The 13,862-nt window shown below is 58.8% G+C and carries 12 protein-coding genes and 1 pseudogene; 9 read left to right on the top strand and 4 right to left on the bottom strand.

Features of this window, described 5'->3' with window-relative positions; translation table 11 throughout:
• Nucleotides 1-30: 30 nt before the first annotated feature.
• Nucleotides 31-1,653, bottom strand: a complete 1,623-nt coding sequence (locus tag A0O31_RS00830; RefSeq protein WP_071676271.1) for a hypothetical protein — start codon at nt 1,651-1,653, stop codon at nt 31-33.
• Nucleotides 1,654-1,671: 18 nt separating this feature from the next.
• The gene (locus A0O31_RS00825; protein WP_071676270.1) at nt 1,672-2,157 is read right to left on the bottom strand and encodes an FHA domain-containing protein; all 486 of its coding nucleotides are present in this window, start codon (nt 2,155-2,157) and stop codon (nt 1,672-1,674) included.
• Nucleotides 2,158-2,389: 232 nt separating this feature from the next.
• On the opposite strand from A0O31_RS00825, the gene A0O31_RS00820 reads away from it, so the two are divergent.
• The 9 genes and pseudogenes from A0O31_RS00820 (at nt 2,390) to A0O31_RS00780 (ending at nt 12,676) form a co-directional block, all read left to right on the top strand.
• Nucleotides 2,390-2,857 (top strand): NAD-dependent epimerase/dehydratase family protein, encoded by a 468-nt coding sequence (locus tag A0O31_RS00820; protein WP_237259012.1) that lies wholly within the window; start codon nt 2,390-2,392, stop codon nt 2,855-2,857.
• Nucleotides 2,858-2,867: 10 nt separating this feature from the next.
• Nucleotides 2,868-4,130: a flippase gene (locus A0O31_RS00815; protein WP_152024377.1), complete on the top strand. Its 1,263-nt coding sequence runs from the start codon at nt 2,868-2,870 to the stop codon at nt 4,128-4,130.
• Nucleotides 4,127-4,954, top strand: a pseudogene (glf, locus tag A0O31_RS00810) (UDP-galactopyranose mutase); the annotation flags it as partial. The gene A0O31_RS00815 and the pseudogene glf, both read left to right, overlap by 4 nt.
• Nucleotides 4,955-5,559: 605 nt before the next feature.
• Complete coding sequence (locus A0O31_RS00805; RefSeq protein ID WP_161489860.1) at nt 5,560-6,462, top strand: glycosyltransferase family 2 protein; 903 nt, start codon at nt 5,560-5,562, stop codon at nt 6,460-6,462.
• On the top strand, nt 6,459-7,295 hold the full coding sequence (locus A0O31_RS00800) for a glycosyltransferase family 2 protein (RefSeq protein WP_084720291.1): 837 nt from the start codon (nt 6,459-6,461) through the stop codon (nt 7,293-7,295). The genes A0O31_RS00805 and A0O31_RS00800 overlap by 4 nt, the downstream gene beginning before the upstream one ends.
• Before the next feature lie 1,089 nt (nt 7,296-8,384).
• Complete coding sequence (locus tag A0O31_RS12680; RefSeq protein ID WP_152024376.1) at nt 8,385-9,593, top strand: O-antigen ligase family protein; 1,209 nt, start codon at nt 8,385-8,387, stop codon at nt 9,591-9,593.
• On the top strand, nt 9,550-10,626 hold the full coding sequence (locus A0O31_RS00790) for a glycosyltransferase family 4 protein (protein WP_237259011.1): 1,077 nt from the start codon (nt 9,550-9,552) through the stop codon (nt 10,624-10,626). Before A0O31_RS12680 ends, A0O31_RS00790 begins: the two co-directional genes overlap by 44 nt.
• Nucleotides 10,627-10,780: 154 nt before the next feature.
• The gene (locus A0O31_RS00785) at nt 10,781-11,869 is read left to right on the top strand and encodes a sugar transferase (protein WP_237259010.1); all 1,089 of its coding nucleotides are present in this window, start codon (nt 10,781-10,783) and stop codon (nt 11,867-11,869) included.
• 9 nt (nt 11,870-11,878) lie between these two features.
• Entirely contained in the window at nt 11,879-12,676 is a 798-nt protein-coding gene (locus A0O31_RS00780; RefSeq protein ID WP_071676265.1) for a Wzz/FepE/Etk N-terminal domain-containing protein, read from the top strand.
• A 117-nt stretch (nt 12,677-12,793) separates the two neighbouring features.
• Here the strand turns inward: A0O31_RS00780 and A0O31_RS00775 are convergent, their stop codons facing one another.
• Nucleotides 12,794-13,279: an FHA domain-containing protein gene (locus A0O31_RS00775; protein ID WP_071676264.1), complete on the bottom strand. Its 486-nt coding sequence runs from the start codon at nt 13,277-13,279 to the stop codon at nt 12,794-12,796.
• 329 nt (nt 13,280-13,608) lie between these two features.
• Nucleotides 13,609-13,860: a hypothetical protein gene (locus tag A0O31_RS00770; RefSeq protein WP_162493676.1), complete on the bottom strand. Its 252-nt coding sequence runs from the start codon at nt 13,858-13,860 to the stop codon at nt 13,609-13,611.
• Between the last annotated feature and the right edge of the window lie 2 nt (nt 13,861-13,862).

Genomic DNA, 13,862 nt, shown 5'->3' with positions numbered 1-13,862 from the left:
GTCTGGGTCTCCTCCCGGTATAGGGCCATCCTAGCGCAGGGAAAGGCCGAAGGTGAGGCTCCACCCTGTGGTTTCGCTGTACTGCCCCTTAAGGACGTTTTGCGCCCGAAGCTCGTAGGCCATGCAGCCATCGTAGAGGCGGAGGGTGAGGCCATAGCGGGTGAGTTCCCCGCCGCCCAAGCCTACCTCTGGGGCAAGCCACAGGGCCTGGCAGCAGGTCCGGTCGGGGAGGGGCATGGCGTAGGCGAGGCGGACCTCCTCCAGGCTCCCCCGCACGTAGGCTACCCGGAAGCCTCCTAGGTTTGGGTCTTGGAAGCGCCCTTCCAGGCGCTCCAGCCGGTCCCCCAGGGGGTTTTCCAGGGTGTAGCCGAGGCCCAAGGGGCCATAGGTTCCCTCCAGGAAAAACCGCTGGAATTCGTCCCGGTTCTCGTAGGTGAAGGGTGGGGTCTGGCCCAAGGGTTCTAGCCTCCCGGCGTACCCTGCCCTTAGGGAAAGCTCCCCTTCCCGGAAGCTTCCTTCCACGCTTCCGCCTAGGGCCAGGTAGGGCGCGTAGGCGCTCCCAGGGTAGAGGGTAGCGAGGAGGGAGGGCGTAAAGGTTAAGCGGAAGGGACCTTCCTCCAGGGTGGCCCGGTAGGCGGCCTCGAGCCCCAAGGTCCAGCCTTGGCTCCTACCCGTTTCCGCGTAGCGGAGAAGGGGGTTCAGGGTCAGGCCTTCCAGGCGGAAGGTGGGGCGGTAGCGGACCTCGAGGCGGGGGGTGTCGGCATCGGGGGGCTTGGGGCTTGCGGCGAAGAAGAGGTCGTCAAAGAAGGCCCTCACCCCGGGGGCGTAGCCCAGCTGGGCCTCCATGCCCCGGTTTCCCTCCCGGTAGCCCACGAGAAGGGCCGCCTTTTCGGTCCCAAGGCCCGTGGCCAGGAGGGTGAAGCGCCGCTCCCAGCGGCCGATTTCCTCCCCAGGCCTGGGGAGGGGGAAGCCCTTAACCCCTACGCTCCACCCCCCGTCTGCGGTGCTCCCCAGGACCAGGGGGCTTTCCAAGGGGGGTCTGCGGTTGGCGTTTGCCCGGGCCTCGCCCAGGGGGATGTCCAGCGCCCAGAGGCCCAGGCTCGCTTCCCCCACGAGCTCCCCGGTGGCCACGTCAAACCGCGCCTCCTCCATGGAAAGGCGCACGTCCTCCCCGCAGGGGCAGGGCGTGGCCAAGAACCCTCTGAGGAGGGCTTCCTTTTGGCCGAAGCGGGCCTCTTCCGCCTTTACCCGGTAGGCGGGGGACTCTAGGAGGATCCCTTGGCCCAAGGGGGGGGTTTCCAGGAGGACGCTTTCCGCTTCCGCCCGAAGCTTCCCCCGCGCAAGCCTAACGCCCTTTAGGGCCTTGCCCTCGAGGCGCTCCGCCTGGAGGCGCCACCCCTCGGCCTCCCCGGTGAGCCCCTCGGCGAAAAAGGCCCTGGCCTCCTCGCGGTAGCGGATGAGGGGGGCCTCGAGGAGAAGGCCTTCCCGTTCTAGACAAGCGCGTCCCTCAAAAACGAGCTCTTCCCCATCGTAGGTGAGTTCTTCTCCGCCCAGTAGTCCCTCTTCCGTTTCCAAGGTGTAGGGCCTTTGGGCGCAAGGGCCCGCCAAGGCCAAGCTTCCCCAAAGGGCTAAGAGGGGGAGTAGGCGCCTCATGGCTAAGACGATACCAGACTAGGGGGCCCAGCCCGAGGGCCTTGCCGGGTAGGGTGGGGTCTGGCCTCGCTTGACCTCTACCCGGAAAAGCTGGGAGAGGGTGAGGGTGCCCCTCGTGGCCCGGGCCTGGGCCAGGGCCTGGTCCAGGAGGCCGCTTAGCTCTAGGAGGAAGCGGTCTTGTACCGTCTTCTCCACGGGCAAGGCGCCGAAGGTGAGGCAGGCGGGGTTTACCTTTGGGCAGTGGGGCTCTAGTCTGAGCCTCCCCCCAAGGAAGTAGAGCCGCCAGCTTCCCAGGTCTACTCGGTACCCGGCCCGCAGGTGGTCCTGGTACTGGAGGGCGAGCCTTTGCCAGAGTTCCCTGGCTTCTTTGCCCACGGGGCTTAGGGTGTACCGCCAGGCTGTGGCGCCCTCCTGGGTGAGGCTTTGGCTCCGGGTGAGCCGCCACTCTTGGGCGCGGGCCAAGGGGAGGAGGAGTATGAAGAAGCTTAGCCAAACTCTTCGCATACCCTCTTATTCTCCCTGACCATTGGCCCAGGTTTTGGTTATGTGCTTCCCGAGGGTTTTTAGGGGGTCCTGCAAGGTGTTATAGTTTGGTGGGGATGGTGCCCGTGTGGGCGGGGTGTAGTGTGAGCGCAGATTCTTTTTAAGAACTGCAAGGCTAGGAGAGGATATCGTTTGGAGTCGGGTAGAGGAGGTGCAGCCTTATTTGGCAATGGCCACAGTCTGTGATTTCTCTGTGCCGGGGGGCGAGAACTTTGTGGCGGGCAACGGGGTTTTCTGCCAGAACACCTACGGCCTCTGCATGGACCCGAAGGACGGGCGGGTGGTGTCCGCCTTCATCGTTCAAGCCCTCAGAGGGGAGCCCCTCACGGTGTTTGGCGACGGGAGCCAGACCCGGTCCTTCTGCTACGTGGACGACCTAATAGAGGGAATCCGGCGCCTTATGGAGGTGGACTACCCCTACCCGGTGAACCTGGGGAACCCGGAGGAGTACCGGGTTCTGGAGCTCGCCCAGTTGGTAAAGGAGCTTACGGGAAGCCCTTCTCCCATTGTCTTCCGCCCCCTGCCGGAGGACGACCCCAAGCAACGCCGGCCGGACATCTCCTTGGCGAGGCGCCTCCTGGGGTGGGAGCCGCGGGTTCCGGTGCGAGAGGGCTTGATGCGGACCATTGCGTACTTTAGGGAGGTGATGGGCGATCGTTAGCTTGCGCCATGTGCGCCGCCTTGTTGCGTTGCTAGGTTCCCGCACGGGACGGAACCTCCTTTACCTTTACCTGGCTCAAGGAGCCAACTATTTGTTTCCCCTGGTTACTCTCCCTTACCTAGCCCGAGTCCTTGGGCCGGAGGGGTTTGGCGTTTTAGCGCTGGGGCAGTCCTTGGCGGTTTACCTGCAGCTCGTGGTGGAGTATGGGTTTACCCTTTCCGGGACGCGTGAGGTAGCCCGCCATCGAGAGGACAGGGAAGCCCTCGCCCACATCTTCGCCGGGGTTTTAGGTGCGAAGGCCCTCTTAGCGGTCCCCGCATTGTCTTTGGCCCTACTGGTCCAAGGGCTTCCAAGCCTGAAGGGTAAGGAGGAGGTGGTTTTAGCCGCTTTCTTTTGGGCGGTGGCTTGGGGATTTAGCCCGGTGTGGTTTTTCCAGGGGTTGGAGAGGATGCGGGAGGTGGCTCTCTTAGAGGTGCTTACCCGGGCCTTGGCTACGGCAGGTGTGCTTGTGTGGGTGCGTTCGCCGGAGCAGGTCCACTGGCCCCTTTTTCTGAACGGGGCGGGGGCCTTAGTGGCGACGATTATGGGTACCTTTTGGTTGAAGAGAGATTTCCCCATCCGTTTACCAAACTTAGGGGATGGTTGGCGTTTCCTCCGTTTGGGTTTTGGCCTCTTCTTTTTTCGCTTGGCTGTTAGCCTGTATACAGCGGCGAATCCTTTAATCCTGAGCTTTTTTGCTCCTCCGGCCCAGGTGGGTCTTTACGGGGGAGCGGAGCGAATTACTAAGGCCTTTTTAGCCATGGTGGATCCTTTTAGCCGGGTTTTTTTCCCCCGCTTTGCCCATGGGGTTAGGGAGGATCCCAAGGAAGCGGGGCGTTTGGCCAGCCGGGTTTTCCTTCTTATGGGGGGAATAGGAATGGGGGGCGCCTTGCTGCTTGGCCTTCTTGCCCCATGGGTGGTCCGCCTCCTTTTGGGCCCAGGTTATGAGGGGGCGGTCCCGCTTATGCGCACCTTGGTCTTCTTGCTTCCTCTTATTGCCCTATCCAACCTTCTGGGAATCCAGTGGATGTTGGCTTGGGGGATGGACCGGGCCTTCCACGCTATTATTGTAGGGGCTGGGTTGGTGAACCTGGCCTCGGCGAGTGTATTTAGCTATCTCTGGGGCCCCCAGGGGCTTGCGTGGGCGGTGGTCTTGGTGGAGGCTTTGGTCACAGGAAGCATGTTGTGGTACTTACACGTGCGGCGACGTCTTCCATGGGAGGTAGCTCGGTGAAAGCGGACTACCTCATCGTGGGCGCGGGTTTCACCGGGGCCACCTTGGCGGAGCGGATCGCCTCGGAGCTGGGGAAGCGGGTCCTGGTGGTGGAGAGGCGGGACCACATCGGGGGGAACGCCTACGATGAGATGGACGAGCGGGGGGTTTTGGTCCACCGCTACGGTCCCCATATCTTCCACACGGAGAGCCGGAAGGTGTTTGAATACCTCTCCCGCTTCACCGAGTGGCGCCCCTACTTCCACCGGGTGCGGGCGGTGGTGGAGGGGAAGGAGATTCCCCTGCCCTTTAGCCTGGCCTCCCTGCGAGCCCTCTTCTCCAATCGGGTAGCGGACCGCCTGGAGGAGAAACTCATAGGGCGCTTTGGCTACGGGGCCCGGGTGCCCATCCTTCGGCTCAAACAGGAGGACGACCCTGACCTTCGCTTCCTGGCGGACTACGTGTACAAAAACGTCTTTGAGGGGTACACCCTGAAGCAGTGGGGAATGCGCCCCGAGGAGCTTTCCCCTTCCGTGACGGCGCGGGTGCCTGTTCTTGTGAGCTACGATACCCGCTACTTCCAGGACGCCTACCAAGCTATGCCCAAGGAGGGGTACACGGCCCTTTTCCGGCGGATGCTCCGGCACCCCAACATCAAGGTGCTCCTGGGGGCGGACTGGCGGGAGGTGGAGGGGGAGGTGCGGTACCGGTACCTCATCTACACGGGGCCTATAGACGAGTTCTTCGGGTACGCGCATGGCCCCTTGCCCTACCGCTCCCTGCGCTTCCGGTTGGAAGGGAGGCCGGTGCCTTGGGCCCAGGAGGTGGGGACAGTGAACTACCCCGTGATACGCCGCTGGGATTCGAGGGGTCTTGTCCTCTGGGCTAGGGCCGCCTAGTTCGGACTTAGGGGGAACTGGTTCCGCGTGAAAGGGCTATCGAAAGTGGTACGTGAACGAGAAGGATTCTCTTAACTAATGTGCCCCTTGCTTTATTTCTAGGCGTAAATGCGCAAAGTAGGGGGTCAAGTGAAGCTTGACCGTTAGCACTTCCTTTACCCTCTAGACTCTGCAGCCCTTTTGGTATCGATTTACGCCTGGGTAGGCGATACCCTCGAAGCCCTCCGAGTCCAAGGCTGCATCAATCCCACGCGCGTCGCAGCTAGGTAACCGTAGGGCTTAATCCCCCTTTGCCAAAAGGGGGATACAACAGAACGCTTCAGAACGCTTCCTTCTGGGGTGGCGTGTGCTTTTGCGTGAGGATGGGACCAGGTGCGGCGCGTAAGAGCATGAGAGGGTGGTATGGGGGACATGGTGTTGCCTTTTACCCTAGGTTCCTGGAGTGTATCCGGAAGAATCGGCAAGTCTGGCATAGGCATCAGGGGCGTCTATACCACGTCGCGTTATAATGCGCTGGGTATAACTTGGCTGGCAAGGGTGGAGGTGTGAGTGTGAGTAGGCGTGGGGCTGATGTGGTGTCGGATAGCAAACTCGCCTTGGAGGGTAGAAAGATCAGGTTTTCGCTGGTTTTAGCCACAGTAGACCGAACGGTGGAATTGGAAAAATTTCTACTGTCTTTAGAAGCCCAAACATATCGAAACTTTGAAGTGATTTTGATAGATCAGAATCCAGATGAAAGGATTAAGGAAGTTTTGAGCCGGTTTAGTTTTTCTTTCCCAGTTCGACACCTCAAGGTTCGCTGGAAGGGGCTTTCTAGAGCTCGTAATTTTGGACTTCGTTATGCAAAAGGAGAGATCGTTGCCTTTCCAGATGATGATTGTGTGTATAACGATCCATATTTTCTGAGTAAGATAAGTGACTTTTTGGAAAAGAGATCGGACATAGACCTTTTGATTGTGAGGGCAACAGATTTAGGAGGCCGGGATTTCCCCTTGCAGCGGAAAACGCCGGGAAAGGTTTCTCCATGGCAGATGTGGCATCTTTCCATAAGTTGGGTTTTGTTTGCCTTGCGCCGCGTTACTGAGAAGGTGTTCTTTGACGAGCATTTGGGGGTTGGTTCTGAGACGCCTTGGGGCGCTGGGGAGGATACGGACTTTGGACTGAGGGTTTTAAAGGCCGGGTTTTCGGTGTGGTATGAGCCGACTTTGAGTGTGGCACATCCGAACAAATTACCAGGGGCTGAAAAAGCTAGGAGGTATGGAAGGGGTAACGGGTATGTTCTTAGAAAGCACGGAGCATGGATGAAGTTTGTGTGGATTATGGCTCGTCGGGGTGTGGCTTTGTTGTTCTATATGTTGATGGGGAAGTGGGAGGAAACAACCTGGCGCTGGGAAGCTCTTAAGGGTACTATCGAGGGCTTTACAGGGTTGGTGAGAGGGAAAAGGCGTATATGAGGCGGAGTGGAAGAGCACCTGTAAGTGTGATTATTCCTTGCTACAGATGTGAGGGGACATTGGAGAGGGCTTTGGAGTCAGTGGCTTTACAAACGTGGCTTCCAGCAGAAGTTATCATTGTGAGTGACGGCAATCCTGCAGAAGCAGTTGCTCTGCTCGAAGATGCCGTACGGCGAGTCGTACAAAGCAGTTCTCTAAATATTCGCTTTGTGATTCTTTCTGAAAACCGGGGGCCGGGGGCTGCAAGGAACAGGGGTTGGGAGCAAGCTAGTGAAGAGTATGTGGCTTTTCTAGATGCGGACGACATGTGGCATCCTGAAAAGGTGGAGCGACAGGTTGGTTGGATGACAACTCACCCTTCAGTTGCTTTTACGGCACATGCCTATGTGCCCTGTCTGAAAGGAGGGACTTTTCTCCCCAGAAGCTTTTCTGAACCTAAAGCTCTTTCGCCGTATTCTCTATTGTGGCGCAATTTCATTGCAACCCCAACTGTTGTTTTGCGAAGATGCTTATCCTTCCGTTTTCCAGAGAAGAGGTATGCAGAGGATTACGCACTCTGGCTCCGAATAGCGCTAAGCGGATTTACGCCATATTATTTCAAAGAAGGCCTAGCGTTCGGGCTAAAACCTCCTTGGGGATGGGCAGGTCTTTCAGCTAACCTTTGGAAGATGGAACTGGGGGAGTTAGACACGTATATGTTGTTAGCTCGTGAGAAGATGATACCTTGGGCGGCGTTCCCTATCCTTGCGGCGTGGTCATTGGCGAAGTTTTCCCGGAGGTACCTGCTCAGTTGGGTGCAACGCAAATGGCGAAGCGGATCCTGCTTTTACTAGCCTATTCGTCTAGACTGGTGTGTTAGGGACCAGCAGTTTATGCTATTCCTTAGCGATTGCCCAGATTTCTAGGCGCAGATGCGCAAGAAGAGGGGGTGCCATGAAGCTTGACCGTGGGTACCGTCCTTACCCTCTTGACTCTGCAATCTTTTTGGTGTCCATTTACGCCTGGGGAAGTGACACCCTCAAAGCGCTCCAAGCCCAAGGTTGCAAACGTCCAAGACCCCAATAGCTACTTTCGCCGAATGCCTCGCCCTCTTCTTCTCCCACTGAATTTGGCCTTTGGGCCCGATCCAAGGGCAAGGCATGTCGCTATCAGGGTAGGTCCTCTTGGGGCTTGCAAGCTACGCTGCTGCCTGACCGCGGGTCATGTCCCGGTGGCGGTGAGGAACGAGCGGGGACTTCCCTTACGCTTCGCCCTTGTACCAGGGAACATTTGGCGAATAGGAGCGAGGAACCCTTGGAAGGCTTGCCTGCTGTGCTGCGGAACCGAGGGTTTCGGTGGGTGTAGGGGGTCAAGACGCTGCATTACCGGTTTGCGTAGGAGGAGTGGGGAGGAGAGGGGGTGAGAGGGATGTGTGGGGTGGGCGAGGAAGGGATGGAGGTGCAGCTTAGTGGGTTTAGGCCTTCGCTTGGGTTTCACTGGATAGAGGTGCGGGCGTGGGTGAGGGTTGGTGGCGCGGGTGAACCTCATTTACCTGGTGCACAACTTCGTATGAAGTTGGATGCTTCTCAGGAGGGTGGGGGTGGAGATTTGAGGAGGAAGTGGCACTTTTTATACGACCGTGCACACTCCCAGGGGTGAGTGCTCCGCGTGCTCTGAGGAACCGTCGTCCACCAAAAGGTGCAGCTTGTAGCCGTGGAGGTTGATGCGCCCCCTGGGACTGTAGCCCTGGTGGGCCTGTTCCGCGAGTGGCGTGGTGGTTGGGTTGCTGAGGGAGGTGGCGGGGGCGAGAATGGCGCTGGAGGGAGTTTGGGGCTCGTTCTTTATGGCTCAGGGGGAAGTCACTTATAATGAACCTGCTGGGGTGCTCCAGAGCTTGTTTTTCTTGGTTGCTTTATCTTTGGGGGAGTAGGTTGGAGGAATAGATGTGGCAATCTTTGGAACAAAAAGTGGATTTCAAAATGAAGCTCCTTGCGTCTCTTATTTTGGGGCTTTCCTTATCTGTTGTTCGTTGGGAGCCATCGTTTTTTGATTTGGTTCTGCCCATAGCGATATTGTTGGGATATAGATACTTTTCTTGGAGTCCGGGACATGTTTTAGCCCTTGTTTTAATTGGCCTTTTCATGTTAAGTCAATTGCTTTCTTTGTTTTTGGCCTTAGGTAGGGATTTTGATGAAGTGGTGCCATGGGATAGGATGGTGTTTTATATGCTTGTCACCTTTTATGTGAGTTTGATTTCGGTTGTATTCATGGGGTTAAAGGAAAAGGTTTCTATTTATTATTTTCTTGCAGGTTATTTTGTGGGTGCCTTATTGTTTTCTCTTTTAGGTATCTTCGCCTTTCTCGGCATGCCGGGCCTCGAGTCATTACTTTGGGGTGGGTCAAGGTTGGTGGGTTTGTTTAAGGACCCTAACGTTTTTGGAGCTTTTTTAGTACCAGCATTGCTCTTTTCGCTTGCCGAAAGCTCCAGGCGCAAGCCACTTTGGTTGCTTGGCTTTTTGCTACTCCTAGCCGCTTTGCTGTTATCTCTCTCAAGGGGGGCTTGGGTTAACTTCCTCGTTGCGCTGGTGGCATGGACATTTTTGCGTCCAAAGGCCAGATGCCCTTTGACACTGCTGATGTTTTCGTTGTTTATAGCAACTTTTCTTTATGCAACACTCCTGCTAGGCGACACTTTCTCCTCGCGCTTGGGTTTCCAGCCCTATGACCGCGATAGGTTCAGCAAGCAGGTGGAGGCCCTAGTTGCGTCCTGGGAGGACCCCATAGGGAAGGGGCCGGGATCGGCCGAGTACTTTTTGGAGTATGCCACCCACAACTCCTATGTGCGCTTAGCCTTTGAAACCGGTTGGGTCAGCCTTTGCTTCTGGCTTGCTTTTGTAGGCCTTAGCATGGCTTATGCACTGAGGTGTGGACTCAAGCAGGGCAGTTTATTGCACGAGATCATATTCGCGAGCCTCGCCGGTATTCTCGCAGAAAGCTTCGTCATCGATACGCTCCATTGGCGGCATATGTGGATCATGCTTGGCTTAGCATGGTCGGGGTATGCGTGTGCTTTATCTGATCACCCGAGCCGAGCCAGGGGGGGCCCAGATGCATCTTCTGGAGCTCCTGAGGGCCTTCCGGGACAGGGCTGAGCTACACCTGGCCGTGGGGCAGGACGAAGAGGATTTCCTGGTGAAAGCTGCCCGGGAGCTTGGGGTGGAAACCCACTTGTTCGCTCACATGGTGCAACCCATCAGGCCTGCGTCGGATCTGCGGGGACTCAGGGAGGTAAGGGACCTCATCAGGAGATTGCGCCCCGATCTGGTCCACGCCCACTCTTCCAAGGCGGGCTTCCTAGGCCGGCTTGCGGCGAGGAGCCTGGGGGTGAGGAGCGTTTTTACAGCCCACGGGTGGGCGTTCACGGATGGGGTAAGCCCTGCACGGAGGGCTTTGGCGCTTACCCTAGAACGTTTGGCTGGCCGGGTAGGTGACCTCGTCCTTGCCGTTTCCGAAAGGGACCGGGAGCTTGCCCTACGCTACCGGGTGGTTCCCCCGGAAAGGATACGGGTAGTGTGGAACGGGGTTCCGGATACCCCATTGCGGGCCAGTCCCGGGCGGTATCCGCCCCGGATCGTCATGGTGGGGCGGTTTGCGCCTCCAAAAGATCACGCCCTTTTGCTGAGAGCCCTTGCAGGACTGCGAGCGCTACCTTGGCGCTTAGACCTGGTGGGCCAGGGGTCTCTTTTGCCCGAGGTCCGGGCCCTGGCGGAGCGCTTGGGCCTGGGGGAGCGGGTGCGTTTCCTCGGGAAGCGGCTGGATGTGGACCGGATCTTGGCTGACGCGCAGGTTTTTGTCCTGGCCTCCAACTGGGAGGGCCTGCCCCTTTCGGTGCTGGAAGCCATGCGGGCGGGGCTTCCCGTGGTGGCGAGCGACGTAGGGGGGGTAAGGGAAGCAGTGTTAGAGGGCAGGACGGGTTACCTGGTACCCCGGGGCGACGAGGGCCTTTTAAGGGAACGCCTCGCCCTATTGCTCCAGGACCCCCATTTGAGGGTGGCCCTAGGCAGCGAGGGACGGAGGAGGTATGAAACCCACTTTACGCTAGAGAGGATGCTTAGCCAGGTTTGGGCTACCTATGAGGAGCTTTTGGCGGGGGGTTCATCCCTTGTTCAGACGTCGCTGGAGTAGCATAGAGGCCATGGGTGCGTTGGAGCTAAGGTTGCCTTACAGGCTTATCAGACCGAGGAGCTGGCCCAGTCCCTGGCTGGCCTTAGGGGTGCTCCCTGCATTCCTGGGGGCTCTCCTTTTCTTTGGGCCGCCTCCTTGGGGTTGGGAGGAGGGTGTGCTGGTGCTCCTTACGGCCCTCGCCCACCTTCTCGCCTTTCTCTCCACCGACCGAATGGCCCGCTATCCTGGGAAGGAGTCCTGGGGGATTGCGGCCTTCAACCTTTTGCTCTTTAGCCTTCTTTTGGTGGCGGTGTTGGCCCTGGGGCGGCTTTACTACTCCAGGGGCTATCTCCTATCGGCCACTTTCCTTTGCTTTCCCCTCTTGGTGTTTTACCTCACCCGCGTGCCCCCTGTGCGGCTTGCGCTCGTTCCTGGTGGGGTAGCAGATTGGCTGCGGGCGCATGTTGGGGAAAAACTTCCCATCGCCCGCCTGGATGAGGTGGAGGGGGTGGTGGCGGACTTGCATCACCTGGATCCCAAGGCCTTACCCCTCTTGGCGGAGGCTTCCCTGAGGGGGATCCCCATCCTCCATGCGGCGAGCGTGTATGAGGGGTATACGGGTAGAGTCCCTTTGGGGCCACACTTTAACGAAGGGCTTATGGCCTTGGCGGAGATGGACCGGGGGCTTTACCCTTGGTTCAAGCGTTTGTGGGAAGTAGGGCTGGTCCTTTTCCTATCTCCCCTAATCCTTGTCCTGGGCGTTTTGGTGGCCCTTCTTGTGTATTGGGACCTTGGCCGGCCTGTGATTTTCGCGCAGGAGCGCGTGGGTTTGGGGGGGCGTCCTTTTAAGGCGTACAAGTTTCGTACCATGCGGGGCGCGCCCCGGGAGGGTGTATATGTGGGGGAGGAGGAGGCTAGGTTAACCCCCTTGGGCCGGTTTCTCCGGCGCTACCGGTTGGACGAGTTGCCTCAGTTTTGGAATATTTTGAAGGGGGATATGAGCCTGGTGGGACCGCGGCCGGAACAGCGTGTTTTGGCAGAGGTGTACGCCAAGGAAATCCCCCTTTACCCCTTGCGCCATAGCGTGCGCCCTGGGCTCACAGGGTGGGCGCAGGTGCAGCAAGGTTACACGGAAGGTGTGGAGGGAACCCGGTTGAAGCTTAGCTATGACCTTTACTACATCAAGCACCTTTCCTTTTGGCTTGACCTTCGGATACTGGTGAAGACCCTTTGGGTTATAGGGACTGGGTTTGGTGCCCGTTAGGCTTACCTTATGGCTCCTGAGACCGACGTGACCCTCTTGGATCTCCTTGGCGCCTTGCGGCGCAGCTGGCGTTGGCTTTTGATAGGTACCTTGGCTGTCGGGATATTGGCGGGGGTAGTTGGAAGCCTTTTGCCGCCTCGCTATAGTAGCGAGATAGTGCTTCAAATAAACGGTGAGGTTGAGAGAGAAATCCCCCCTGTTTTGGAATACCGTTTTTCTGGGCTAGGCGTTGACCTTTTCCTCCTCCCCCATCCGGCGCAGTTACCTTGGGTCAGTTGGGTCAAGTCGTATGCAGTACAGCAAGGTGGGGGATTCCGTTTTGTGCTGGAGGAGGAGGGAGGAATCTTGAAAATAAGAGGCTATGGGGCTACCCCCGAGGAAGCCCAGGGGAAGGTGCTCGAGGGCTACGCACGCCTGAAGGAGCGACTGAGGGGGAAGCTCCAAGTTTTCTGGGACAGTTATTTTAAGGGTGAGGAGATGGTACTCCGCCAGGGGTTGCGGGACATAAGGGAAGCCCTAAGGGTGTTGGCCCAGGACGATTATGACCCCACGATCCGCCAGCGCCTTCGCACGACGGCTTCCCTCATGGAGCTTAGGCTCCAGCAACTTAAGGCGTACCAGGAGGAACAGTCCTTAGAGGCGTTGACGGAAGAGACCTTAGCCTCGGGCCTGTTCCTCCTCCAGCCTGCCCAGAAGCCTGAAAGGCCCGAGGAGAGGCACTCCCTGCGGTATGGCCTCGTGGCCGCCCTAACCTTTGGGCTCTTTGGAAGCCTTTGGGTATTTTCAAGGGAGCTTTTCCGGGGCTAAAACCCCGGTGTTTGGTTCCTTGGCGCAAACCGAAGCCTTAGGGGGTTAGGCGTTGTGCTGTTCTATAGCCCTGGACCGGGCGAAGAGGGGCTGCTTCAAGGCCCAGGGTATGCCGGGCTAAGGTTGCCAGCCCGAGGGCCTTGCCGGGTAGGGTGGGGTCTGGCCTCGCTTGACCTCTACCCGGAAAAGCCCGGAGAGGGTGAGGGTGCCCCCCGTGGCCCGGGCTTGGGCGAGGGCCTGGTCCAGGAGGTCGCTTAGCTCTAGGAGGAAGCGGTCTTGAACCGTTTTTTCCACAGGCAAAGCGCCGAAGGTGAGGCAGGCGGGGTTTACCTTTGGGCAGTGGGGCTCTAGCCTGAGCCTCCCCCCAAGGAAGTAGAGCCGCCAGCTTCCCAGGTCCACCCGGTACCCGGCCCGCAGGTGGTCCTGGTACTGGAGGGCGAGCCTTTGCCAGAGTTCCCTGGCTTCTTTGCCCACGGGGCTTAGGGTGTACCGCCAGGCTGTGGCGCCCTCCTGGGTGAGGCTTTGGCTCCGGGTAAGCCGCCATCCCTCCGCTTGGGCCAGGGGAAGGAGGAGCGCAAGCAGAGCTAGCCAGGTCCTTGCCATGTTCTCTCTGATTCTAGTGGAGGAGGGTTGTTTGCACCGCTAAGGTGCTGAGGAGCTCGTGGGTGTGGCGGTGACTTAGGGGGAAGCGCATCGGTTCCGCAGCCTTGCGCTCGCTTGACGCCGGCGGGGTGGAGGGCCTTGGAGGAAGCTGGATTAGCCACGGCCATTGTTTCCTTCACCGCTTTCTTCAGCGTCGCCTGGGGGTGCTCCCGTCTATGGGGTGACTCCTCCGTGTCCTTGGCACCCACCTTTCATACGCCTTTACTAGGAGTAGCGAGCCATTTCCAGACGCAACCTTGTTTCAGACGCAGCCTTGGATTTCAAGCGGCTTAGGGGCTCCTTGTCGCTTCGACCAGGGCCTCCTCGGCTTCCTGCATGTAGCGGTCCCAGGGGATGAGGGCGTAGCCCTCCACCTGGCGGGCCGGGTAGTAGGAACCCTCGAGGCCCACCGGGACCCGCACCTCGGCGTACGCCCGCACCAGGGCGGTGGGGGGTCTAGGAAGAAGCCTTGGCCCCCTGAGGCGTTCCAAGAGGAGGCTTAGCCGGAAGGCGAGGCCAAGGCGCCGGGCATGCTTGGGCATCG

The sequence above is a fragment of the Thermus brockianus genome, assembly GCF_001880325.1.
GTDB lineage: Bacteria > Deinococcota > Deinococci > Deinococcales > Thermaceae > Thermus > Thermus brockianus.
Note: the sequence above shows the minus strand (reverse complement) of the source record. Positions and strands in the feature narration are given on the sequence as shown.

Excerpts from the sequence above, each read along its gene's own strand:
- A0O31_RS00830 (WP_071676271.1), bottom strand. The coding sequence starts at position 1,653 with ATGAGGCGCCTACTCCCCCTCTTAGCCCTTTGGGGAAGCTTGGCCTTG.
- A0O31_RS00790 (WP_237259011.1), top strand. The coding sequence starts at position 9,550 with ATGCATCTTCTGGAGCTCCTGAGGGCCTTCCGGGACAGGGCTGAGCTA.
- A0O31_RS00800 (WP_084720291.1), top strand. The coding sequence starts at position 6,459 with ATGAGGCGGAGTGGAAGAGCACCTGTAAGTGTGATTATTCCTTGCTAC.
- A0O31_RS00775 (WP_071676264.1), bottom strand. The coding sequence starts at position 13,279 with ATGGCAAGGACCTGGCTAGCTCTGCTTGCGCTCCTCCTTCCCCTGGCC.
- A0O31_RS00770 (WP_162493676.1), bottom strand. The coding sequence starts at position 13,860 with ATGCCCAAGCATGCCCGGCGCCTTGGCCTCGCCTTCCGGCTAAGCCTC.
- A0O31_RS00825 (WP_071676270.1), bottom strand. The coding sequence starts at position 2,157 with ATGCGAAGAGTTTGGCTAAGCTTCTTCATACTCCTCCTCCCCTTGGCC.
- A0O31_RS12680 (WP_152024376.1), top strand. The coding sequence starts at position 8,385 with ATGTGGCAATCTTTGGAACAAAAAGTGGATTTCAAAATGAAGCTCCTT.
- A0O31_RS00780 (WP_071676265.1), top strand. The coding sequence starts at position 11,879 with ATGGCTCCTGAGACCGACGTGACCCTCTTGGATCTCCTTGGCGCCTTG.